General features: G+C 63.6%; 24 protein-coding genes. 4 read left to right on the top strand and 20 right to left on the bottom strand.

The features are described from left to right. The first annotated feature begins 107 nt into the window (after positions 1-107). A complete protein-coding gene (locus AC1DZ8_RS05775) occupies positions 108-533 on the top strand; it encodes an OsmC family protein (protein WP_140646052.1) in 426 nt (141 codons plus the stop codon). Between the two features lie 216 nt (positions 534-749). On the opposite strand, the gene AC1DZ8_RS05770 is transcribed toward AC1DZ8_RS05775, so the two are convergent. The 8 genes from AC1DZ8_RS05770 to AC1DZ8_RS05735 form a co-directional block, all read right to left on the bottom strand. Then, positions 750-1,379 carry a YceH family protein gene (locus AC1DZ8_RS05770; RefSeq protein WP_477400464.1) on the bottom strand — a complete coding sequence of 210 codons (630 nt, stop codon included), beginning with the start codon at positions 1,377-1,379 and terminating at the stop codon, positions 750-752. After that, positions 1,376-2,122 (bottom strand): nucleotidyltransferase domain-containing protein, encoded by a 747-nt coding sequence (locus AC1DZ8_RS05765; protein WP_477307898.1) that lies wholly within the window; start codon positions 2,120-2,122, stop codon positions 1,376-1,378. The genes AC1DZ8_RS05770 and AC1DZ8_RS05765 overlap by 4 nt, the downstream gene beginning before the upstream one ends. Positions 2,123-2,269: 147 nt before the next feature. Further along, positions 2,270-3,049 carry a succinate dehydrogenase iron-sulfur subunit gene (locus AC1DZ8_RS05760; protein ID WP_142867244.1) on the bottom strand — a complete coding sequence of 260 codons (780 nt, stop codon included), beginning with the start codon at positions 3,047-3,049 and terminating at the stop codon, positions 2,270-2,272. Further along, the gene (locus tag AC1DZ8_RS05755; RefSeq protein WP_477307896.1) at positions 3,049-3,486 is read right to left on the bottom strand and encodes a DUF3052 family protein; all 438 of its coding nucleotides are present in this window, start codon (positions 3,484-3,486) and stop codon (positions 3,049-3,051) included. Before AC1DZ8_RS05755 ends, AC1DZ8_RS05760 begins: the two co-directional genes overlap by 1 nt. 1 nt (position 3,487) lies before the next feature. After that, on the bottom strand, positions 3,488-5,320 hold the full coding sequence (gene sdhA, locus AC1DZ8_RS05750) for a succinate dehydrogenase flavoprotein subunit (protein WP_477307894.1): 1,833 nt from the start codon (positions 5,318-5,320) through the stop codon (positions 3,488-3,490). A 2-nt stretch (positions 5,321-5,322) separates the two neighbouring features. Next, positions 5,323-5,721 carry a succinate dehydrogenase, hydrophobic membrane anchor protein gene (gene sdhD / locus AC1DZ8_RS05745; protein ID WP_477307892.1) on the bottom strand — a complete coding sequence of 133 codons (399 nt, stop codon included), beginning with the start codon at positions 5,719-5,721 and terminating at the stop codon, positions 5,323-5,325. Then, positions 5,721-6,140: a succinate dehydrogenase, cytochrome b556 subunit gene (gene sdhC, locus AC1DZ8_RS05740; protein ID WP_477307890.1), complete on the bottom strand. Its 420-nt coding sequence runs from the start codon at positions 6,138-6,140 to the stop codon at positions 5,721-5,723. The genes sdhD and sdhC overlap by 1 nt, the downstream gene beginning before the upstream one ends. 381 nt (positions 6,141-6,521) lie before the next feature. Further along, the gene (locus AC1DZ8_RS05735; protein WP_477307888.1) at positions 6,522-6,926 is read right to left on the bottom strand and encodes a hypothetical protein; all 405 of its coding nucleotides are present in this window, start codon (positions 6,924-6,926) and stop codon (positions 6,522-6,524) included. Positions 6,927-7,181: 255 nt separating this feature from the next. Between AC1DZ8_RS05735 and AC1DZ8_RS05730 the strand changes: the two genes are divergently transcribed. After that, positions 7,182-7,553, top strand: a complete 372-nt coding sequence (locus AC1DZ8_RS05730) for a hypothetical protein (RefSeq protein ID WP_181060639.1) — start codon at positions 7,182-7,184, stop codon at positions 7,551-7,553. Between the two features lie 87 nt (positions 7,554-7,640). Here the strand turns inward: AC1DZ8_RS05730 and AC1DZ8_RS05725 are convergent, their stop codons facing one another. The 9 genes from AC1DZ8_RS05725 to rplS all read right to left on the bottom strand — a co-directional run bounded on the left by AC1DZ8_RS05725 (position 7,641) and on the right by rplS (position 16,767). Then, on the bottom strand, positions 7,641-8,861 hold the full coding sequence (locus AC1DZ8_RS05725; protein WP_477307886.1) for a GGDEF domain-containing protein: 1,221 nt from the start codon (positions 8,859-8,861) through the stop codon (positions 7,641-7,643). A 166-nt stretch (positions 8,862-9,027) separates the two neighbouring features. Then, a complete protein-coding gene (locus AC1DZ8_RS05720; RefSeq protein ID WP_477307884.1) occupies positions 9,028-10,224 on the bottom strand; it encodes a GGDEF domain-containing protein in 1,197 nt (398 codons plus the stop codon). Between the two features lie 163 nt (positions 10,225-10,387). Then, positions 10,388-11,797, bottom strand: coding sequence for a 3-isopropylmalate dehydratase large subunit (gene leuC, locus AC1DZ8_RS05715; RefSeq protein WP_477307882.1), 1,410 nt, complete (start codon positions 11,795-11,797; stop codon positions 10,388-10,390). Between the two features lie 535 nt (positions 11,798-12,332). Continuing rightward, positions 12,333-12,968 (bottom strand): class I SAM-dependent DNA methyltransferase, encoded by a 636-nt coding sequence (locus AC1DZ8_RS05710; RefSeq protein WP_477307880.1) that lies wholly within the window; start codon positions 12,966-12,968, stop codon positions 12,333-12,335. A gap of 58 nt (positions 12,969-13,026) precedes the next feature. Next, complete coding sequence (locus AC1DZ8_RS05705) at positions 13,027-13,836, bottom strand: amino acid ABC transporter permease (protein WP_477307878.1); 810 nt, start codon at positions 13,834-13,836, stop codon at positions 13,027-13,029. Positions 13,837-14,096: 260 nt separating this feature from the next. Next, on the bottom strand, positions 14,097-14,897 hold the full coding sequence (locus tag AC1DZ8_RS05700; RefSeq protein ID WP_477289399.1) for a transporter substrate-binding domain-containing protein: 801 nt from the start codon (positions 14,895-14,897) through the stop codon (positions 14,097-14,099). A gap of 237 nt (positions 14,898-15,134) precedes the next feature. Next, on the bottom strand, positions 15,135-15,632 hold the full coding sequence (locus tag AC1DZ8_RS05695; protein WP_477307876.1) for a MarR family winged helix-turn-helix transcriptional regulator: 498 nt from the start codon (positions 15,630-15,632) through the stop codon (positions 15,135-15,137). After that, positions 15,629-16,060: an organic hydroperoxide resistance protein gene (locus AC1DZ8_RS05690; protein WP_477307874.1), complete on the bottom strand. Its 432-nt coding sequence runs from the start codon at positions 16,058-16,060 to the stop codon at positions 15,629-15,631. The genes AC1DZ8_RS05695 and AC1DZ8_RS05690 overlap by 4 nt, the downstream gene beginning before the upstream one ends. Before the next feature lie 155 nt (positions 16,061-16,215). After that, positions 16,216-16,767, bottom strand: a complete 552-nt coding sequence (gene rplS, locus AC1DZ8_RS05685; RefSeq protein WP_477307872.1) for a 50S ribosomal protein L19 — start codon at positions 16,765-16,767, stop codon at positions 16,216-16,218. Between the two features lie 340 nt (positions 16,768-17,107). On the opposite strand from rplS, the gene AC1DZ8_RS05680 reads away from it, so the two are divergent. Then, positions 17,108-17,860 carry a sulfite exporter TauE/SafE family protein gene (locus AC1DZ8_RS05680; RefSeq protein ID WP_477308041.1) on the top strand — a complete coding sequence of 251 codons (753 nt, stop codon included), beginning with the start codon at positions 17,108-17,110 and terminating at the stop codon, positions 17,858-17,860. A gap of 12 nt (positions 17,861-17,872) precedes the next feature. On the opposite strand, the gene AC1DZ8_RS05675 is transcribed toward AC1DZ8_RS05680, so the two are convergent. The 3 genes from AC1DZ8_RS05675 to rimM are packed head-to-tail and all read right to left on the bottom strand — an operon-like array spanning position 17,873 to position 19,597. Beyond that, positions 17,873-18,310 (bottom strand): DUF4279 domain-containing protein, encoded by a 438-nt coding sequence (locus AC1DZ8_RS05675; RefSeq protein WP_477307870.1) that lies wholly within the window; start codon positions 18,308-18,310, stop codon positions 17,873-17,875. Further along, positions 18,303-19,001 carry a tRNA (guanosine(37)-N1)-methyltransferase TrmD gene (gene trmD / locus AC1DZ8_RS05670; protein WP_477307868.1) on the bottom strand — a complete coding sequence of 233 codons (699 nt, stop codon included), beginning with the start codon at positions 18,999-19,001 and terminating at the stop codon, positions 18,303-18,305. Before trmD ends, AC1DZ8_RS05675 begins: the two co-directional genes overlap by 8 nt. Further along, positions 18,998-19,597 carry a ribosome maturation factor RimM gene (gene rimM, locus AC1DZ8_RS05665; RefSeq protein WP_477307866.1) on the bottom strand — a complete coding sequence of 200 codons (600 nt, stop codon included), beginning with the start codon at positions 19,595-19,597 and terminating at the stop codon, positions 18,998-19,000. Before rimM ends, trmD begins: the two co-directional genes overlap by 4 nt. A gap of 118 nt (positions 19,598-19,715) precedes the next feature. On the opposite strand from rimM, the gene AC1DZ8_RS05660 reads away from it, so the two are divergent. Then, positions 19,716-20,654: a tyrosine recombinase XerC gene (locus AC1DZ8_RS05660; RefSeq protein WP_477307864.1), complete on the top strand. Its 939-nt coding sequence runs from the start codon at positions 19,716-19,718 to the stop codon at positions 20,652-20,654. The last annotated feature ends 248 nt before the right edge of the window (positions 20,655-20,902 follow it).

Genomic DNA, 20,902 nt, shown 5'->3' with positions numbered 1-20,902 from the left:
GCATCGCGTCAGTGGCGAAACAGCGCGGTGGTCTTCGCCCGCGCCCGCGCTATAGTTGAAGGGGACGCCGCCTGGCCGGCGCTATCGCTGCAACCAAGGAGGACTTCATGGACCGCACCGCAAACGCCGTCTGGAAAGGCAATCTGAAGGAAGGCAAGGGCACGCTCGACACCCAGAGTGGTACCTTGAAAGGCACGCCCTATTCGTTCAAGGCGCGTTTCGAGGACGAGAGCGGCAAATCCGGCACCAATCCCGAAGAGTTGATCGCTGCCGCACATGCCGGCTGCTACGCCATGCAGCTGTCGCATTTCCTGGCCGAGAACGGCACGCCCGCCACCGAGCTCGACGCCAAGGCAGTGGTGACGCTGGTGCCCGGCACCGGCATCACCGGCAGCGCCATCACCCTGGTCGGCAAGGTGCCGGGCATCGATGCGGCGAAATTCAAGGAATTGGCCGAGAAGGCCAAGGCGGAGTGCCCGGTGTCCAAGGCGCTCGGCGCAATCAAGGTGTCGCTCGACGCGAAGCTCGGCTGATCAGCCGATTTTGCCGGGGGTAGCGATCCTTCGCGCCCCCCTCTGCCCTGCCGGGCATCTCCCCCACAAGGGGGGAGATTGGCAGTTCGGCCGCAGGCACTCTTCCTTCAACGTTCGTGATTGGCGAAAGCCAACGCGAAATCTGATCTCCCCCCTTGAGGGGAGATGGCCGGCAGGCCAGAGGGGGGTGCCTCGCGCCTACGTCTCCGATGACCGCTAAACTCCCAGCGCATCGAGCCGGGCGCGCAGGGCTGCGACTTCCTGCTCCAGCGATTCCACCCTCGCTTCCAGATCGGATGCAGGCATGACATGCGTACTCCGCTGCGCCGACAACGCCGCGACATCCACCGGACCCGCAAGCAGATGCACGTAACGGTCCTCGCGCTGGCCTGGCCCGCGCGGTATCTCCTGGATCAGTGGCGGCCTACGGCCGATCAGCATGTCGAGTTCGGCGCGCAGATCCTCGATCGAGGAAAACCGCGCCATGCGCTCAGCCCGCGCCAGGAGCTCATGCGCTGTCTGCGGTCCGCGCAACAGGAGCAGGCCGACCACCGCGGTCTGCGGCGTGGTCAGCGAGAAGCGCTGCGCCATCTGATGCTCATAGCGCTCGACGCGCGAGCCGAACATCTGCCGCACCAGCCCCTTCTGCTCGAGCAACTTCAACGTCCGATGCACCTCGGTCTGCTCCAGCGCCATGACAGGCTCGCGCGCCGTCTTCTGGTTGGCGGCGGCAAGAGCCGCATTCAACGTCAGCGGATAGACATCCGGCGTCAGCTCCTTCTTCTCGATCAGGCAGCCGAGCACGCGGGCTTCGACGGGATTAAGGATGGGAAGGTCTTCGCTCATGGCAGTTCAGCCTCCCGGCGGTAAAACTCGGTTGCAAGGGCATGTTTGCGCGCCTGGCCGGCTTCGTCCCTGACCGCGCCGGCAAGGTTCATTTCGTGGTGACCATAGCGCGCTTCGAGATAGCGCGCGATTGGGGTCGGGATGAGACCCGAGCCCATTTCGCGCGTGCGGCTTTTGCGCTCGATCAGGCGGCGGATTTCGGCGCTGGCGTCGGCCGGTATCTCGGTCCGGTCAAGGCATTCGCCAAGGTTCATCGGCGGCAGGCTGGCAAAGCCGCGCTGCTCCATCCAGTCGAGCGCCACCAGCGGGCGGATCAGATAGAACAGCTTTTTCAGCTTCACCTCATCGGCAAAGCTGCCGATCTTGGCGACATGCGAGCGAGCAAGGCCGAGATAGTGGTGCGATACCTTCGCCGGATCGACGATCTCGGCCAGCAGGTCGAGAAGACGCCGGCGAAAGCCGGAAAGCTCTTCGTAGACGATCGGCGATTTCGCCCATTCGACGATGACGGCATTGCCGCCAAGCGCCAGAAGCAGGGCCTTCCGCAAATCCCAGCCGCCGGCATCGATCTCGCCTTCGATCGGAAATTCGATCACGTCGCGCGCCTGTTGCAGCACGAGGTGATCGCTCACCGGCCTGACATAGACAAGGCGGCAGTCATAATCGCTGTCGGGCGACGGAAAGCCCCAGGCGCGGCTGCCGCTTTCGATGGCGAACAGGATTTTTACGCCCTGGCTTCGCACCAGATCGAGGCGAGCCCTGAGTGCCGCGACGGCGTCCGGCGAAAAGTCCGCGGGTAGTTTCGGCGTCAGACTCGGCGCTCCACCATCATCTTCTTGATTTCGGCAGCCGCGTCGCCGAAGGCGCGCAAAAAGGAAAAACGATCGCGGTCATACTCGCCGCTCCACCATCATCTTCTTGATCTCGGCAATCGCCTTGGCCGGGTTCAATCCCTTCGGGCAGGTCTGGGCGCAGTTCATGATGGTATGGCAGCGGTAGAGCCGGAACGGGTCTTCGAGATTGTCGAGCCGCTCGCCCTTGGCCTCGTCGCGGCTGTCGATCAGCCAGCGATAGGCTTGCAGCAGCGTGGCCGGGCCGAGATAGCGGTCGCCGTTCCACCAATAGCTCGGGCACGAGGTCGAGCAGCAGGCGCACAATATGCACTCGTAGAGCCCGTCGAGCTTCTCGCGGTCCTCATGGCTCTGCAGCCATTCCTTGGCCGGCGTCGGCGAAACCGTCTGCAGCCAAGGCTGGATAGAAGCATGCTGAGCGTAGAAATTGGTGAGGTCGGGCACCAGATCCTTGACCACCTGCATATGCGGCAGAGGGTAGACTTTGACGGCGCCGGAAATGTCGTCGCAGCCCTTGGTGCAGGCCAGTGTGTTGGAACCGTCGATGTTCATGGCACAGGAGCCGCAGATGCCCTCGCGGCAGGAGCGGCGCAAGGCCAGCGTCGGGTCGATCTTGTTCTTGATGTAGAGCAGCGCGTCGAGCACCATCGGCCCGCAATCGTCCATGTCGACGAAATAGGTATCGATGCGCGGGTTCTCATCATCGTCCGGCGACCAGCGATAGATGCGATATTCGCGCAGATTCGTGGCGCCCTCCGGCTTCGGCCAGGTCTTGCCCGGCTGCACCTTCGAGTTCTTGGGAAGCGTGAGTTCGACCATTACCTCAGGTCCTTTCGGATGACGAGCTTCAGCCCGGACCAGATTTCGTTGACGGCAGCGACCTTGATGTCGACCAGGTCGCGCTTCAGCGCTTCAGCGCGAACGACGCCCTCGGTGACATCGGTCGGCACTTTCGATGCCTTCTTGGGCCAGGACACCCAGATCATGCCGTTGCGCTTGATCGCCGTTTCGATATCGCCAAGGCGATCCTCGATCTCGGCGCGCTGCCGGGTGAAGGCGTGCACGGCGTCGTATTTCAAAGCCGTTCCCGAAATCGCCGACCAGTCGCCGAGCCGGTCGACCTGAGCGAAGTCGACGGCTTCCACGAGATCCCCGAGATCGTCGGGCAGCGCGATGAACGCGGCGACCATCCCGTCCTTCAGGCCAAGCTTGGCCGAAAGCGGCGTGCCCGAATATCCCGAGGCCGCCAGCGTCATCTCAATACACCCTGGCTTTGGGCGCGATCTTGGCGAGGCTGATGCCGCCGTCCTTTTCGGCCAGCAGCGGTTCGGTGTGCACGGGACGATAGCTGAGCATCACCTTGCCGTCTTCGCTAAGCCTGGCCAGCGTGTGCTTGCGCCAGACCTTGTCGTCGCGCGAGGCAAAATCTTCCCGCGCATGCGCGCCGCGGCTCTCCTTGCGCGCTTCGGCGCCATAGACGGTGGTGATGGCGTTGGCCATCAGATTTTCCAGCTCCAGCGTCTCGACCAGGTCGGAATTCCAGATCATCGAACGGTCGTAGACCTTGATGTCCTTGAGCTCGGTCCATATCTCCGAAATGCGCTTGCAGCCATTCTCCAGCGATTCCTGCGTGCGGAACACAGCGGCGTCTTCCTGCATCGCCTTCTGCATCTTCTCGCGCAGCACCGCCGTCGGCGTCGAACCGTTGGCGTGGCGCAGCCGGTCGAAGCGGTCCATGATCTTTTCGACCGAGGCTTCGTTGGGCGAAGGGATCGCCGAATTGCGATCTATGACCTGGCCCGCGCGGATTGCCGCGGCGCGGCCGAACACGACAAGATCGATCAGCGAGTTCGAGCCCAGCCGGTTGGCGCCGTGCACCGAGGCGCAGCCGGCTTCGCCCACCGCCATCAGTCCGGGCGACACCCGGTCGGGGCTCTTTGCGGTCGGGTTCAGCACCTCGCCCCAGTAATTGGTCGGCACGCCGCCCATATTGTAGTGCACCGTCGGCAGCACCGGGATCGGCTCCTTGGTCAGGTCGACGCCGGCAAAGATCTTGGCCGATTCCGAAATGCCCGGCAGCCGCTCATGCAGCACGGCGGGATCGAGATGGTCGAGATGCAGGAAGATGTGATCCTTCTTCTTGCCGACGCCGCGGCCCTCGCGGATTTCCAGCGTCATGCAGCGCGAGACGACGTCGCGCGAGGCCAGGTCCTTGGCCGACGGCGCGTAGCGTTCCATGAAGCGCTCGCCTTCGGAGTTGACGAGATAGCCGCCCTCGCCGCGCGCACCTTCGGTGATCAGGCAACCGGCGCCGTAGATGCCGGTCGGATGGAACTGCACGAACTCCATGTCCTGCAGCGGGAAGCCGGCGCGTGCGGCCATGCCGCCGCCGTCGCCGGTGCAGGTGTGCGCCGACGTGGCCGAGAAATAGGCGCGGCCATAGCCACCCGTCGCCAGCACCACCATCTTGGCCGAGAAGCGGTGGATGGTGCCGTCGTCGAGGTTCCAGGCGACGATGCCGGTGCAGGTGCCATCCGGCTCCATGATCAGGTCGAGCGCGAAATACTCGATGAAGAACTGCGCGTTGTTCTTCAGCGACTGGCCGTAGAGCGTGTGCAGGATGGCGTGGCCGGTGCGGTCGGCGGCCGCACAGGTGCGCTGCACCGGCGGGCCGTCGCCATAGTTCATCATGTGGCCGCCGAACGGCCGCTGATAAATCTTGCCCTCTTCGGTGCGCGAGAACGGCACGCCGTAGTGTTCGAGTTCGTAGACCGCGGCCGGCGCTTCGCGCACCAGATATTCCATGGCGTCGACATCGCCCAGCCAGTCCGAACCCTTGACGGTGTCATACATGTGCCACTGCCAGGAATCCGGACCCATATTGGACAGCGACGCGGCAATTCCGCCCTGGGCCGCCACCGTGTGCGAGCGGGTCGGGAACACTTTGGTGATGCAAGCGGTGCGCAGGCCCTGCTCGGCCATGCCGAGCGTGGCGCGCAGCCCGGCACCGCCGGCACCGACGACCACAACATCGAATTTGTGGTCGACGTAGGTGTAAGCCTGGTCGGCTGATTTCGCGTCCTTGGCCAAAATCAGCCTCCAAATGCCAGCTTGAGCAGGGCGAAGATCGAGGCGACGCCGACCGCTATGGTGAAAAATGTGCTGAGCGCGATCGTCAGCAGCTTCAGGCCCTCGTTGATCACATAGTCCTCGATGATGACCTGCATGCCGAGCCGCATGTGGTAGAGCCCGGAGATCAGGAAAAGGATCATCACCAGCGCCACGAACGGATTGGCAAGCGCTGACCGCACCTCTGCATAGCCGGCGCCGTTGAGCGCAATGAGGAAGCCGACGAAGAACAGCGTCAGCGGAATGTTGGCGAGCGCCGTCAGCCGCTGGCGCCAGAAATGCTGTGTGCCCTCGTGGGAAGAGCCGAGGCCGCGCACCTTGGCCAGCGGCGTGCGCATATCGTTGCTGTTGTTGCCGCTCATCACAGGGCTCCCCGCGCCATATAGCCGGCGACCCAGATCAGCAGCGTGAGCACAACCGAGCCGGCGAGCGTCGCCCAGGCGATCTTCGATGCCGTGTGTTTCTCCAGCCCTGCGCCGGTATCCCAGATGAAGTGACGAATGCCGCCCAGCATGTGGTGCATCAGCGCCCAAGTGTAGCCGAACAGAATGAGGCGGCCGAGCCAGGTGCCGAAGGCCCAGTTGACCCAGTCGAAGGCGCCTTGCGAACTCGCCGCCGCCATCAGCCAAGCCGCGACCAGGAGCGTGCCGAAATACAGTGCACCGCCGGTGATGCGATGAATGATCGACATCGTCATGGTGATTGGCGGCCGGTAGATCGTCAGATGCGGCGAGAGCGGCCGTTCACGTCTGGCGGTTCGGGTGGCTGGTGATTTGCTCATGGCTGCCCCAGTTCGATGTCCGGAGCCGCGGTGGAAAGCGGCATTTACCGCCTCGATATATGACTTCAGACAGCCGGTTTCTAATGCTCTTTTTGCACCGCGTCAAAGCCAGAAAATCGTTTTGAAAACGTCATTTAGTCTGACAAAAGCCCGGCTTTCCGCTTCAATCGATTAGGGATCGGCCCGAAGCCGGCGCACGGTTCGCTGCAGTGCGAAAAAATCGTCTCGCACAAGCGCCCGGATGTGTTGAGATTCAGGTCAGGCCGAGTCGAAAATGGCTCATACCGAGAACCGGAGCGGAGCGTACTCGAGTACGTGAGCACCGGAAGCGCAGGTATGGGCCATTTGCAGGCCGGCCTCACCTGAATATCAACGCATCCGTCAGCGCTTGCAGGTCACCGGCGTCTTCCCACCCTTCATCACCAGCGCCTCGCGTCCATCGATCACGATTGCGTCATGGGCCACGCCATATCGACTGTTCTGGTTGGCAGGCGAGGCGGGCAGATCCTCCGCTGTGCCGTCGGCGCTGAGCACGTGCAGCGATGTGCCGAGATTCTCGATGGTGATCCTGTCGCCGCCGGCGCAATTGTAGGTCGCGGTGCGCGGTTGCGGCGCGGCCGTTTCGACGGTGATGGGGGCAGCGGTCACAGGCGCGCCGGGCGCCATCAAGACGGCAGGAGCTCCAGCGCTTGCGGCCTTCGGTGCGTTGTTTTGCGGTACACAGGCAGCTGTGCTCAGCATGGCAACAAGCGCAAGCGTTATCCGATAGGCCCGGCGTAACGCCATATGGTTGTCCTCCGCGCGGCAAACTGGCCGCGATGCTGCGCCGGGATCAAGCTCACCTGGCGTCATTTCAATTGCTGTGCCCCAGGGCTCGATGGTGCGGTCAAGCATGGCCGAAAGATGGCCGACGGGTTTTCCATCCGGTCGGATATTAACCATGTTTATCAAGAGATCGTCGCTGGATGCCCCTGCCCTCTTAACAAAGGTTAATAAAAGGTTAATTTCCGATTCGAACGGGTCCAGAGCAGAGAGGACACCATGCTTTCGAATTCAGGAAGAACGCGCCTTGCAGCGCTCGTGCTGGCCGCAGCCAGTCTCGGCTTCGCTGCCCCGGCAATGGCCTGGTCGCGTCATCATGACCGCGTCTATGCCGATTCCTTCGGCAATCTCGTCATCGACAGCGCCGCCGGCTACAAGCGCATCATCGTCGGCGAAGGCAAGCTGGCCAAGAAATTGTCCGACTACACCAGCGCCGGCCAGCCGGAAGCAGAACCCGAAGTCCTTTATGAAGATGAGGCGGACCACGTTTCCAGACGTGGCTGCTATCAACCGCCGGTGTTCGTGAAGGGCCGCTCCTATATGTACGGCCTCTCCGACGGTGAGATGCCCAACCTCAGCCCTTGCCGTTAGAGCATGATCCCGAAAAGTGGGAACCGGTTTTCGGAAAAGATCATGCTCCAACAAAGAGCTAAATCAGGATGGCGTTTCAACGAAACGTCATACTGATTTAGACCAATCGGTTTGGCCCGCCTTGGTGCCCGGCTGCCGCACGACGGCTAGCCCGGTCGAGACGCGCACGCAGTTGCGGCCTGAGCCCTTGGCCTGATAGAGCGCGTCGTCGGCGCGCCGCAAAAGGTCGGAAAAGTATTCTCCCGCATGAAGTTCGGCGACGCCGAAGCTGGCGCTGCAGCGGTGGTCGGCCGGCAGGCCCTCGATCTGCAAAGCACCGAAGGCGCTGCGCGCGCCTTCGGCAAACAGCCTTGCAGCGGCAAGGTTGGTGCCCGGCAGGATGATGGCGAATTCCTCGCCGCCGATGCGGCCGGCGACATGATGGTCAGCCGCCGCATCGCGCAGGAAGCCGGCAAAGGTCTCGATGACGCGGTCGCCGGAAGCGTGGCCAAAACTGTCGTTGATTCCCTTGAAATGGTCGAGATCGGCAATGACCAGCGCCACCGGAACACCCTGGCGCATGGCGTCGCGCAGCGCCAGCTTGGCATGGCGCTCGAAGCCGCCGCGGTTGAGCAGCTGTGAGAGCATGTCCGTTTCCGACCTTGACGTCGCCTCGGCCAGGACGTCGCGAACCAGCACGGCCAATATCAAAAGCGCCAGCGCCAGCGCGAACACGGTGCCCAGCGACTGCGACACCAAGGCGTAGCTGCTTTGCAGATAAGACTGCGGGTTGGCGCCCCAGCCGCCCAGAGCCCCGGCGATGAATGGCTTTGAGGCGAACTGCACCGCACTGGCCGCCAGCACGACCATCAGAGCCGTGTCGAGCCACCCGCGTCTTTGCCTGGACAACCAGACGATGGCCAGCCCGACGAATTGCATGGCGGCATAGGGAAGCTGGTAAGCCATCATGCGGACGAGCGATTGCCGTGGCAGGTCCTGCACGAAATAGACGGCGACGGTGGCGAGGACCAGGAAGAACAGCATCGGCGCCCAGGGCGACGTCACCTCGTATTTGCGGGCGAGCCCGCCATTGAAGGCAATGGTGGCGCCGAGGAAAACCGCAAAGGCGGCGACGACAGGGGGGCGCGCATTGGCGAAGGCTGGGATGCTGAACTCGATGACACAATAGACTATGCCCAGGACATAGCCGAACGCCAGCCAGCGCGCCGCCGCACGCCCCACGCCATGAACAGCGATGGTCATGAAGGCCGCCGCCAGCAGGCCGGCGACGCACATGTTGATGACAAGAATGACGTCTGCGCTGCTCATGACCTCTTTCGCGCTCTGGCCAACAGCAAATCATCGACGCGCGAAAAAGACGTTAACACAGCCATTTAGAGCAGTTCACCTTTTCACGGAAACGGTGAACTGCTCTATCCCCTTGCTTTGACGCAATTCCGGACGGAAAACCGCTCACACTTTTCCTGGAATTGCTCTAGCTGGCGCTGCCGGAATCCGGAATGAACACCGTTTCGGCCCGCTCATAGGACAATCGCACGCTGTCGCGGCCGTTTTTCTTGGCCTTGTAGAGCGCCTCGTCGGCCCGTCGCATCAGCGGCTCCAGCCCTTCTTCGCCGGTGCGCGCGGCGACGCCGAAGCTTGCGGTCACCTTGGTGCCCGGCGGCAACCCGTCGACGCTGCCGGCAGAATAGTGCGTGCGCACGGCCTCGGCAAACAGCCGCGCGGTGGCAAGGTCGCTCAGCGACAAGAGCACGGCGAACTCCTCGCCGCCAATGCGCCCGGCAACGGCGCGCGCGCCGGCGGCGGCGCGCAGTTTGGCGGCGAAGTCGGCGATCACCTGGTCGCCCGCGGCGTGTCCATAGCGGTCGTTGAGCGCCTTGAAGTGATCGAGATCGGCCAGCACCAGTGCGACCGGCACCTTGGCGGCGGCGCAGTGCTGCAGCACCAGCAAGGCGCGCTCCTCAAATCCCCTGCGGTTGAACAGGCCGGACAGCGGGTCGGTATGCGTCTCGGTCTTCAGCGCCTTCATCACGTCGAGTGCGGCGGCCGAGAACAGACTGAGCGCGATCAGCAGCGACAGCAGCGCGTGCGTCAAAAGCGCCGTCGTCCAGTAGGACGAGCCGTAGAAGCCGTCATAGCTGGTGAAAGGCCCGTGCGAGATGACGACGAGCAGCGTCCTTCCGATGAAATTCAGCCCCGACAGCAACGACAGCACGAACAGGATCTTTTCGGTCGGGCCATTGTTGCGCACGGCACGCAACTCGGCGGCAACCAGCAGGCTGAGCCCGCCAAAACCGAAATTGATGGACAGGATGCGCCAGGTGAGGTCCGGCTCCACGAACAGAAACCAGCAGAACGCAGCCAGCCCGCCACCCGCCAGGATACCGATCGCGATATAGGGCACACGCCTGCCGTAGCGCGCGATGATCGCGCCGACGAGGCAGCAGGCGGCGAAGGTGAAGCAGAGGTTGGAGGCGAGCTTGGTCAGCACCATGCCGACAGGCAAGGTAAAATACTGCAGCAGGAAGCCGGGCGCGGACAGGCAATAGCTTATGCCGAGCACCGCCAGATAAGGCCGGTGGCGCTGATAGAACCACAGCACGAGGAACGCCGCGCCAAGCGCCAGCGCGATCGTCGGATTGAGCAGCGCAATGAACAGACCGGTGTCCAAAGGACGGTGACTTCCCCGCTTGACGTCAGGGAAGACCTTAGAGCGCAAGCCCCAACAAGCGGTTAAGCCGGAGCGAATATGCGGGCAGCGCGGATGAAAAAAGACCCCGTCCCGCGATGCGGTCCGGGGTCTGGTAAGCGTTCTGAACTGCGTGCCCGGAAGCTTATTTCCAGTCGCGGATGTCGACGAAATGGCCGGCGATCGCCGCCGCCGCCGCCATGGCCGGCGACACCAGATGGGTGCGGCCCTTGAAACCCTGCCGGCCCTCGAAATTGCGGTTCGAGGTCGAGGCGCAGCGTTCATGCGGCTTCAGCCGGTCGTCGTTCATGGCCAGACACATCGAGCAGCCCGGCTCCCGCCAGTCGAAACCGGCGGCGATGAAGATCTTGTCCAGACCTTCGGCCTCCGCCTGTTCCTTGACCAGGCCGGAGCCCGGCACGATCATGGCATCGACATGCGCACTCACGATCTTGCCTTCGACCACCTTGGCCACGGCGCGCAAATCCTCGATGCGGCCATTGGTGCAGGAACCGATGAAGACACGGTCGAGCGTGATGTCGGTGATCTTGGTTCCCGGCGTCAGCCCCATATAGTCGAGCGCGCGGATCTTTGAGGTGCGCTTGTTCTCATCCGTGATCTCTTCCGGGTTGGGAACGACGCCCTGCACCGAGACCACGTCCTCGGGCGAGGAGCCCCAGGAGACGATCGGCGGCAGTTTGGCCGCGTCGAGCACGATCACCTTGTCGAAATGCGCGCCTTCGTCGGACTGCAGCGTCTTCCAGTATTCGAGCGCCGCATCCCAGGCGGCGCCCTTCGGCGCGCGCGGCTTGTCCTTGACATAGGCGAAGGTGGTCTCATCCGCCGCGATCAGGCCGGCGCGCGCGCCGCCCTCGATCGACATGTTGCAGATCGTCATGCGGCCTTCCATCGACAGCGCGCGGATCGCCTCGCCGGCATATTCGATGACGTAGCCGGTGCCGCCGGCGGTGCCGATCTCGCCGATGATGGCAAGGATGATGTCCTTGGCGGTAACACCTTCCGGCAGCTGGCCGTCGACACGCACCAGCATGTTCTTGGCCTTGCGCTGGATCAGCGTCTGTGTGGCCAGCACATGCTCGACCTCCGACGTGCCAATGCCATGCGCCAGCGCGCCGAAGGCGCCATGGGTCGAGGTATGGCTGTCGCCGCAGACGATGGTCATGCCGGGCAGCGTAAAGCCCTGCTCCGGCCCGATAATGTGGACGATGCCCTGGCGGATATCGTTCTCGGAATAATATTCGATGCCGAAATCCCGGGCGTTGGTGGCCAGCGCCTCGACCTGGATGCGGCTTTCCTCGTTCTTGATGCCGAACTTGCGCTCGGGCGAGGTCGAGACATTGTGATCGACCACGGCCAGCGTCTTTTCCGGATGCCGGACTTTGCGGCCGCTCATGCGCAGGCCTTCGAAGGCCTGCGGGCTGGTCACTTCATGGACGAGGTGGCGGTCGATGTAGAGCAGGCAGGTGCCGTCGTCCTGGCGATCGACGACATGCTCGTCGAATATCTTGTCGTAGAGGGTGCGCGGTGCGCTCATGTGCGTAAATCCGTCGATTTGCAAAAAGGGAAGAGGAGAAGCGCCGGACAACGGCCGGCGCGCCGAAGGGCTCAGCTAAGTCGGCTGGTAAGCGCGCCGGAAACGCGCGCGGAGAAACGCGACGGCAGGCGTTTTCTGTCCTGCAGCACGAAACCCTTGTAGGCCGGATCGCCAAAAAGCTCTTCCATGGCGTGGCTCATACCAATGTTTTGGCTTCTCGGCAATTGCGGCGAGCTTAGCAGAACTTGCGTTCCTCGCTCTTACTTCCGCACTTCGGGGAGAGGAAGGGCACCAAGGTCGGCGAACTCGCGCCCTTCCTCTCCCCCGTCGATCGGGGGAGAGGTGTCGAGCGAAGCTCGACGGAGTGGGGGTCGACCCTTAGCGCGATGCAGGAAGATTCGTGCGCCTTGGTCGCTTTTCAATGTCCGTTGGCGACGGTTGCCAGGTGGTTCCCCCACTCCGTCGCTGCTCCGCAGCGCCACCTCTCCCCCCTCCGGAGGGAGAGGAAGGGAGCCAAGGTTGGCGAACTCGCCGCTCAAACCACCTCGAACACAAACGTCTTCACCAGCGCATCCGGCTCGGCGATGGCGTAGCAGCGGAACCACGGGCTTTGCTCGACCGGCCGCCATTTCCCGGCCCGCTCCAATTCGTCGAATACCGCCTGGAAGCCGCCGCTTTCGAAGACCTGGTCGCGCACGGTGAAGATGGCGTGACCGCCTTTCCTGGTGATGCGGGCAAGTTCGTGCAGGCCGGACGCCGGCGCGTGGCTGATGGTGAAAACGCCGGTCGAGAAGAAGGCGCGAAAATGTCCGTCGGGCCAAGGGAGCGGGCCACCGAGCATGGCCTGTTTCAGATCGCCATAGGCGTTGCGGCTGCCGGCGATTTTCAGCATGTCGTCGGACAGGTCGAGTCCGGCAAGGTCGTGATAGCCCAGCGCCTTCAGCGACGGCCCGGACAGGCCAGTGCCGCAGCCGGCGTCGAGCAGCGGGCCTTGCCCCGCCGGCACATGGCGCGCCACCCAGGCGGCGATCAGGAACGGCAAGAGATAACCGAGCGAGGCGGTCTCGCTGTCATAGGTCGCGGCCCAGTCGGCATAGGCCTTGGCCAGCCCTTCCGGCGTGTCGGCCGAATAGACCGAGTCCAGCGCCGCATTGGCCTTGTCGACATTCATCGCCTGCATCCTCCCGGCACGGTCTTTTCGCGATCGTAGCCCGGTCTTCGCGGAACTTCTATTCCTCGTGCGCGCGCCGCAGCCGCTGCTCCAGCGCGCGCAGCGCCAGCGACAGGCCGACGGTCAGGATGAGGTAGATATAGGCGACGATCGAATAGGTCTCGAAGAAGCGGAACGAGCCGGCGGCGTAGATCTTGCCCATCTGGGTGATGTCGGCGACGCCGAGCACCGAGACCAGCGACGAATCCTTGACCATGGCGACGAAGTCGTTGCCGAGCGGCGGCAATATGGTGCGGATCGCCTGCGGAAACACGATCAGCCGGAAGCGCTGCGTGCGCGACAGCCCCAACGCCTTGGCCGCTTCGATCTGGCCCTTCTCGACCGCCTGGATGCCGGCGCGGAAAACCTCCGAGATGAAAGCCGAATAGCCGATGGTCAGCGCCATGATGGCGCGCCACAATAGCGAGACGTCGCGCACCAGCAGTTCGCCGAAGAAGCCGGCATTCTGCAGCGGCGCGGTCAGCGCGTTCCAGGCCGCCACGAAGGCCGGCGCGCCGGCAAAGGCGATCCAGAACAACAGCACCAGGATCGGCACGCCACGGATGATCTCGACATAGAAGCGCGCGATTTGCCTGAGCCAGCGCGACCCCGACAGCCCCATCAGTGCAATGCCGAGCCCAATGGCTGAGGCCAGCGCAAAGGCGACCACGGTGACGAAGACGGTGATGCCGATGCCCTTGGCGACGGTGGCGAAAACCTGGGCGTAGAGATCGCTGGCGGCAATAAAGAGCGCGGCCAGGACGGCAAGCACGATCGCGGCAGCCAGCCACCAGGGGAAGTCGGATTTGGGGGTTGAGGCGGGGGGCATCAGTTCCCAATGCCGGTGAACAGCTGCCTTCGCAAGAACTGTTTACCTCCCCCCTTGCGTGGGAGATGTCCGGCAGGACAGAGGGGGGTGCTGTCCCTCCAGCCTGTCAACCGGTCATAGGCACAACCTTTGGCCGGATTCTGTTTGGAAAAGCTCGAAATGAAAAGGGGGCGCTCCTGCACACCCCCCTCTGCCCTGCCGGGCATCTCCCCCGCAAGGGGGGAGATTGGCAGCTTTGCCGACTGTAGCGACAACAGCGCCTACTGCCCCATCTTGTAATCAAGAAACCACTTCTTGTTCAGCGCATCGAGCGTGCCGTCGGCCTTCAGCGCGGCGATGGCAGCGTTGACCGGCTTCACCAAGTCCGAGCCCTTCGGGAAGATGAAACCAAAGTCCTCGGTGCCGAGCGGGCCACCGATCAGCTTCAGCTTGCCTTCGGAGGCATCGACATAGCCCTTGCCGGCGGTGCCGTCAGTCAGGACGACATCGACGTCACCGGACTTCAGTGCCTGCACGGTGGCGCCGAACGTTTCGAACAGCTTGATGCGCGGGTTCTGCTCATTGCCGTCGAGCACGCTGTAGACGGCGGTGTAGAAGGGCGTGGTGCCGGCCTGGGCACCGATCAGCCCGTCCTTGAAGGCGCCAAAGGTCTTGGCGTCGGTGAAGCGGCTTTCGTCGCCGCGTACCAGCATGAACTGTTCCGAGCGCATATAGGGGTCGGAGAAATCGACCTTCTCCTTGCGGTCGTCCTTGATGGTGATGCCGGTCATGCCGATGTTGTACTGGTTGTCGGAGACCGCCTGGATCATCGCGTCCCAGGAGGTGTTCTGGTACTCGACCTTGAAGTTCAGCCGCTTGGCGATCTCGTCCATCGCGTCATATTCCCAGCCGATCTGCTTGCCGGTCTTGGCGTCGATGAACTGCAGCGGCGGATAGGCGTTTTCCGTCACCACCACCACCTTCTTGCCGCCGAGATCGGGCAGCGCATCGGCTGCCCATGCGGCGACAGGCGCGAGAAGACAGGCCGCAAGCGCAGCCAGCAGCAGTTTCGATTTGGTCATGACACACTCCAGGGTGAGAAGCCCATATACAGCCGGGCTCGCATGAAAATCCGGGCGCGACTTTAGCCGTCCGCAGACGGCTTGCAAGCCGGTCCGGTGCTTAAGGCCGGGTGAAAGTGGATTTCAATGCCTTTAACCGGCGCGGCTTTAGGACGCTTCGCGGTCGGCATTTATGCCGTGCCCCGCCACGGCAAACTAGGCCGCTCCCGGACACAAGGAAACCCGTCAAACGACGGGTCAGGATGTTGACGTCGCGTCACGCAATTTGGCGACAAAGCCGGTCAAGGTGCGGTGCAGCGACCTCAGCTCCTCGACTTCCAGCGGCATGGCGCAGGCAAGGCCTGCGGACACGTCCTTGATGCGGGCGCGCAGCGCCTGGCCCTTGGCTGTCGGTTCGACCAGCACGCGACGCTCGTCGGCCGGATCGCGCCGGCGGGTGACGAGGCCACCCACCTCGAGCCGCTTGAGCAGCGGCGTCAGCGTCGCCGAATCGAGCCCCAGCGCCTCGCCGAGGTCGCCGACCGTGCTCGGCGCATGCTGCCACAGCGCCAGCATCGCCAGATATTGCGGATAGGTCAGGCCGAGCGGGTCGAGCAGCGGCCGATAGAGCTTGGTCATCAGCCCGCTGGCCGAATAGAGCGCGAAGCAGAGCTGCTGGTCGAGGCGCGGGACGGCGATCGTCCCGGCGGTATCCGCCGGGACTTCGCTGGCTCTGGTTTCGGTCGTCGTCGTCATGCTGCCTTTGCCGGAAGCGCCACTGTCGAAAGCGCCACCTCGATATTGCCCTTGATGGCATTGGAATAGGGGCAGATCTTGTGCGCTTCCGATACAAGCGCTTCCGCCGCCGCCTGATCAAGGCCTTTCGTCTCGGCGGCGAGAGCGACACCGAGCTTGAAGCCTTCGCCATTGGGAAGCAGGCTGACGGTCGAGGTCACCGACGCATCGGTCAGCGGCAGCTTCTGCTTGCGCGCGACGAAACGGATGGCGCTTTCGAAGCAGGCGGCATAGCCGACCGCGAACAGCTGCTCGGGATTGGTGGCGCCACCAGCTCCGCCGAGTTCCCTGGGCAAAGCGAGGTCGACCTTGAGCAGGCCGTCGCTGGTCTCGCCATGGCCGGCGCGGCCGCCAGTGACGTGGGCCTGTGTGGTGTAGAGTGCGGACATTTCAGTTCTCCAATTATCTTGTGCACGATTATTTAGTGTACAAGATAATTGCCTGTCAACAGCCGCAACCGGATTCTCGGCCGACAATCGTTCACACTCCGGTGAAACGAAAAAAGGCGGCCGAAGCCGCCTTTTCAAAATCCTTGGCCGAGATCTTATTCGGCCGGGGTCGCTTCCGCGGCAGCCTTGGCAGCTGCTTCAGCCTCGGCGGCGGCCTTCTTCTCGGCGGCTTCCTTGGCAGCCGTCTCGGCGGCCAGCGCCTGGGCGGCAGCGACCTTCTCGGCCTCGATGCGGGCCTTCTCGGCGTTCAGCGCATCGCGCTCCTCATCGTTGAGCTTGCGGGCGCGCACGCCGGTGTTTTCCGAAATGCGGGCCGACTTGCCGCGACGATCGCGCAGGTAATAGAGCTTGGCGCGGCGCACCTTGCCGCGGCGGACGATCTCGACGCCCTCGACCATCGGCGAGAAGACCGGGAAAACGCGCTCGACGCCTTCGCCGTAGGAGATCTTGCGGACGGTGAAGTTTTCCTGGAAGCCGGCGCCGGAGCGGGCGATGACGACGCCTTCATAGGCCTGGACGCGGGTGCGGGTTCCCTCAGTCACGCGGACCTGGACGCGCACGGTGTCGCCGGGCTGGAATTCGGGAAGCTTGCGCTTGGCTTCGATCTTGGCGGCCTGTTCGGCCTCGAGCTGACGGATGATATCCATCTCAATAGTCCACTTCTTGTTCTTCCGACAGTCAGAGCGTCCGACACTCGCCTTGCAGTTCCATTGACCGCTCGGCTATGCCCTTTGTCTCCGAGACATCTGTCTTCCGGACATCGGGCAGGGGCGACTACACCGTCATTGTTGACGGGTCTGGGAGATTTTTCTCGCCAGTACGGGCGGGCACATACAGCTATTTCACGCACTTGTCACGCCTTGGCCCTGTCTTTTTTGGTCGCATGCCATCACGCAATCGTCCAGTGCGGGGTTGCGCCGGCCCCACAAGCTTCCTAAGCCGGGCGGAGCATTGTTGTCCGGCGCCAGTCTCATGACGATTTTCGATATGTCCGTTCTCGACGCGGTCCTGCTGTTTGCGGCAGGCTTTCTGTCTGGCGCGTGCAATGCGGTCGCCGGCGGCGGCACCTTCATCACATTCGGCGCCATGTCGCTGGTCGGCGTACCGCCGATCGTCGCCAACGCCACCTCCTCGGTGACGCAGTTTCCGGGCTACGTCACCTCGACACTGGCCTACTGGACCGACATCAAGCATTTCTGGCGCGGCGCGCTGCTGCTCTGCCTGATCTCGGCGGCCGGCGCGCTGGCCGGCGCCTTCATCCTGCTGGCGCTGTCCAACCCGTCCTTTCGCGTCATGGTGCCGTGGCTGCTTTTGGCCGCCACAGCGCTTTTCGCCGCCGGACCGTGGCTGAAGCCGGCGCCCAAGCCTGGGCAAGAGGCCGCGGTCGGCTCGCTCGCCGGGTCGCTGGCGCAGTTCCTCACCGCCATCTATGGCGGCTTCTTCGGCGCCGGCATGGGCGTGATGATGCTGGCGACGCTCGGCCTGACCCAGGCTGGCGATTATCATCGACTGAACGCGCTGAAGAACATGCTGGCCGTGGTCATCGCGGCAGTGGCGATCATCGTCTTCGTTTCCGGCGGCGTCGTCGCCTGGCCGCAAGCGATCGTCATGATCCCCGGCGGCGCGCTCGGCGGCTATGCCGGCGTATGGATCGCCAAGCGCGTGCCGCAAAACGCAGTACGCGGCTTCGTCGTTGCTGTCGGCCTATTTCTGGCGTTTTATTATTTCAGCAAGGGGTGAGGCGGATCGTTCTCAGGCCGAATCGTAGTCGCTATGCCCTGGCGGTGCGTAGTAGATGTCGAGTCCCAGTTTGATGCCACGTTCACCCAGCATTTGCTGTGTAGTCGGGGTCAATCCCAAGCCTTGATTTTCCTCATCGAGCCAGACACCGCAGAACATATCTACCTTGAATCGCCGCACGAGATCTGCCCAGATACCAAGGTCCGACGTGAGCGTGTTCAGGATGCTTGCGATCTGGTGATCGAGTTGATCGCCCTTGCCATTTCCAGACGACAGCCTCCAGAGTCCCTTCAGCGCGACACGAGGTGGCTGGTTTGGGGGATGTGTATGATAATCCCCTTTCCGAACGGCGTAGGTCGGTTGGCCTTCCAAAAGGTTCGTGAGTTCGGCTGGATCGAGATCGTCGCCGAAGAACCGCAGCGACGCTGAACTCTGGGCAATCTCAGCCATTCTTGCCGCGCTCATCCAGCAAATCCGGGCGCCGCTCCTTCGTCAGCTTCTCGGACTCCGCACGGCGCCATGCGGCGATCCTCTTGTGATTGCCTGACGTCAGCACGTCGGGGATCGGCCTGCCCTCGAATTCCTGCGGCCGCGTGTAATGCGGATGTTCGAGCAGGCCGTTCTCAAAGCTCTCTTCCTCGCCCGACACCGCATTGCCCATGACGCCGGGCAGCAGCCGCACCACGGCGTCGAGCAGCACCAGCGCCGCCGGCTCGCCGCCGGAGAGGATGAAATCACCGATGGAGACTTCCTCCAGGTTCCGCGCCTCGATCAGGCGTTGGTCGACGCCTTCGAAGCGGCCGCAGATGATGACCGCGCCTGGTCCGGCCGCCAGTTCGCGCACGCGCGCCTGCGTCAGCGGTTTGCCGCGCGGGCTCATCAGCAGTTTTGGCCGCGGATCGCCGGCCGGCGCCGTGTGATCGATCGCCTTGGCCAGCACATCGGCGCGCATCACCATGCCGGCGCCGCCGCCGGCCGGCGTGTCGTCGACCGTGTGGTGGCGATCCTCAGCGAAGGTACGGATCTGGACCGCTTCCAGCGACCATGTGCCGGCTTCGAGCGCCCGCCCGGCCAGCGACAGGCCGAGCCCGCCCGGAAACATCTCGGGATAAAGCGTCAGCACCGAGGCTTTGAATGTCACCGGTTGCCTCCGGCGTCGCGCGGCCCGCGCGGCCTGCCCTTGGGGTCGAAGCCGTCGTCATGCGGCGCCTCGCCATCCTCGTCCTCGATCAGCCCGGCCGCTGCTGGGTCGACGCGGACGAAACCCTCGGCAACCGCCACTTGCGGCACGGCGGCCTGGGTGAACGGGATCAGCACGCCCTTGCGGCCGCCAAGCGTGACGTCGAGAATGTCGCCCCCGCCGAAATTGTGCACGGCGACAACCTTGCCGAGGACCGCATCCGTATCGTCACGGACCTCGAGCCCGACGAGATCGGCATGGTAGAACTCGTCCTCCTCGCCATCGTCCGGCAGCATCGAGCGGTCGACGAACAGTTCGGTTCCGGCCAGCGCCTCGGCGGCATTGCGGTCGCTGATGCCCTTGAAGCGCACCACGACCACTGTGTTGGCCGGCCTTATGTCGATGATCTGGAAGGCGCGGCCGTCCTTGGCATAGAGCGGCCCATAATCGGCCAGCGCCAGCGGTTCGCCAGTGAAGGTCTTCACCCGCAATTCGCCCTTGATGCCGTGGGCGGCGCCGATCACGGCCATTTGGACGGGGTTCTGGGGCTTCGACATAGCTGATATCCTTTGCCTTGCTCTACCGCCCTACCGGCGTCATTTCAATGATCGCCCGTGGCCATTTCAATGACGGGTTCTTCACCGCTTCCTAACCCGACCACCGGATAATGGCCGCATGCAGGAATTCCTCATCCCGGCAAAACCCGACCTCCAGGCAGCGCGCGAAAACTGGCTGAAGATGCTGGCACGCGAACGCCGGCTGTCGCCGGCGACGGTCGAAGCCTATGAGCGCGACACGCGCCAGTTCCTGCATTTCCTGACGGGACATTGTGGCGGCTCGCCCGGCATTTCCGACATCGCCACTCTGCGCCCAGCCGACCTGCGCGGTTTTCTTGCCGCGCGGCGCAACGCCGGCGCCGGCGCCCGCACGCTCGGCCGGGGTCTTGCCGGCATCCGCTCGCTGTTGCGTTTCCTCGAACGGCGCGGTCTCGCCAACGCAGCGGGAGCAGCAGCGCTGCGCGCCCCACGCCAGCCGAAATCGCTGCCCAAGCCGCTCACCGCCAGCGACGCAAAACATGTCGTCTCGGTGGAAGGTCAACTGGCGGACGAACCCTGGATCGCCGCCCGCAACGCCGCCGTGCTGACGCTGCTTTACGGCTCCGGCCTGCGCATTTCCGAAGCGCTTGGCCTCAGTGCCGCCGATCTGGCGTCGGAGACCGACACCGTCCTGCGCGTCACCGGCAAGGGCGGCAAGACGCGGCTGGTGCCGGTGCTGCCGGTGGCGCTGAGGGCCATCGCCGAATACCGCAAACTGTGCCCCTACCATCTTGACCCCAAGGGCCTTTTGTTTCGCGGCGCCCGCGGCGGACCGCTCAATCCGGCCATCGTCCAGCGCGACATGGCCAAACTGCGCTCGGCGCTGAACCTTCCCGATACCGCCACCCCGCACGCGCTGCGCCACTCTTTCGCCACCCATCTGCTCGGCCGCGGCGGCGATCTGCGCACCATCCAGGAGTTGCTCGGCCATGCCAGCCTGTCGACGACGCAGGTCTACACCGGCGTCGACACCGCAAGGCTGCTCGAGATTTACGAGTCCGCGCACCCAAGGGCGTGAAACCCCCGACTTCGTCATACTAGGGCGAAGCAGGAGCGAAGCTCCGTCGCGGAGACCCTAGTATCCATGCCGTTACCTCAGTCGTAGAACTCGGAGGAGCAGAATTCTGCACCGTCGCGGCGCCTAGAAGTCGCGGCATGGATCCTCGGGTCTGCACTGCGTCGCTACGCTCCTTGCTCCGCCCGTGGATGACGACGGGATAGGTGTTTTCGGCTAACCATCAACGTGTGCGCCACCTATCAGCGCAG

This window comes from Mesorhizobium sp. P2_F7, assembly GCF_056403695.1.
Note: the sequence above shows the minus strand (reverse complement) of the source record. Positions and strands in the feature narration are given on the sequence as shown.

Excerpts from the sequence above, each read along its gene's own strand:
- AC1DZ8_RS05690 (WP_477307874.1), bottom strand. The coding sequence starts at position 16,060 with ATGTCCGCACTCTACACCACACAGGCCCACGTCACTGGCGGCCGCGCC.
- AC1DZ8_RS05760 (WP_142867244.1), bottom strand. The coding sequence starts at position 3,049 with ATGGTCGAACTCACGCTTCCCAAGAACTCGAAGGTGCAGCCGGGCAAG.
- AC1DZ8_RS05710 (WP_477307880.1), bottom strand. The coding sequence starts at position 12,968 with ATGAATGTCGACAAGGCCAATGCGGCGCTGGACTCGGTCTATTCGGCC.
- rimM (WP_477307866.1), bottom strand. The coding sequence starts at position 19,597 with ATGTCGAAGCCCCAGAACCCCGTCCAAATGGCCGTGATCGGCGCCGCC.
- sdhC (WP_477307890.1), bottom strand. The coding sequence starts at position 6,140 with ATGAGCAAATCACCAGCCACCCGAACCGCCAGACGTGAACGGCCGCTC.
- AC1DZ8_RS05770 (WP_477400464.1), bottom strand. The coding sequence starts at position 1,379 with ATGAGCGAAGACCTTCCCATCCTTAATCCCGTCGAAGCCCGCGTGCTC.
- rplS (WP_477307872.1), bottom strand. The coding sequence starts at position 16,767 with ATGGATATCATCCGTCAGCTCGAGGCCGAACAGGCCGCCAAGATCGAA.
- AC1DZ8_RS05675 (WP_477307870.1), bottom strand. The coding sequence starts at position 18,310 with ATGGCTGAGATTGCCCAGAGTTCAGCGTCGCTGCGGTTCTTCGGCGAC.
- AC1DZ8_RS05660 (WP_477307864.1), top strand. The coding sequence starts at position 19,716 with ATGCAGGAATTCCTCATCCCGGCAAAACCCGACCTCCAGGCAGCGCGC.
- AC1DZ8_RS05755 (WP_477307896.1), bottom strand. The coding sequence starts at position 3,486 with ATGACGCTGGCGGCCTCGGGATATTCGGGCACGCCGCTTTCGGCCAAG.
- AC1DZ8_RS05680 (WP_477308041.1), top strand. The coding sequence starts at position 17,108 with ATGTCCGTTCTCGACGCGGTCCTGCTGTTTGCGGCAGGCTTTCTGTCT.
- AC1DZ8_RS05730 (WP_181060639.1), top strand. The coding sequence starts at position 7,182 with ATGCTTTCGAATTCAGGAAGAACGCGCCTTGCAGCGCTCGTGCTGGCC.
- AC1DZ8_RS05705 (WP_477307878.1), bottom strand. The coding sequence starts at position 13,836 with ATGCCCCCCGCCTCAACCCCCAAATCCGACTTCCCCTGGTGGCTGGCT.
- AC1DZ8_RS05725 (WP_477307886.1), bottom strand. The coding sequence starts at position 8,861 with ATGAGCAGCGCAGACGTCATTCTTGTCATCAACATGTGCGTCGCCGGC.
- sdhD (WP_477307892.1), bottom strand. The coding sequence starts at position 5,721 with ATGAGCGGCAACAACAGCAACGATATGCGCACGCCGCTGGCCAAGGTG.
- AC1DZ8_RS05700 (WP_477289399.1), bottom strand. The coding sequence starts at position 14,897 with ATGACCAAATCGAAACTGCTGCTGGCTGCGCTTGCGGCCTGTCTTCTC.
- AC1DZ8_RS05695 (WP_477307876.1), bottom strand. The coding sequence starts at position 15,632 with ATGACGACGACGACCGAAACCAGAGCCAGCGAAGTCCCGGCGGATACC.
- leuC (WP_477307882.1), bottom strand. The coding sequence starts at position 11,797 with ATGAGCGCACCGCGCACCCTCTACGACAAGATATTCGACGAGCATGTC.
- AC1DZ8_RS05735 (WP_477307888.1), bottom strand. The coding sequence starts at position 6,926 with ATGGCGTTACGCCGGGCCTATCGGATAACGCTTGCGCTTGTTGCCATG.
- AC1DZ8_RS05775 (WP_140646052.1), top strand. The coding sequence starts at position 108 with ATGGACCGCACCGCAAACGCCGTCTGGAAAGGCAATCTGAAGGAAGGC.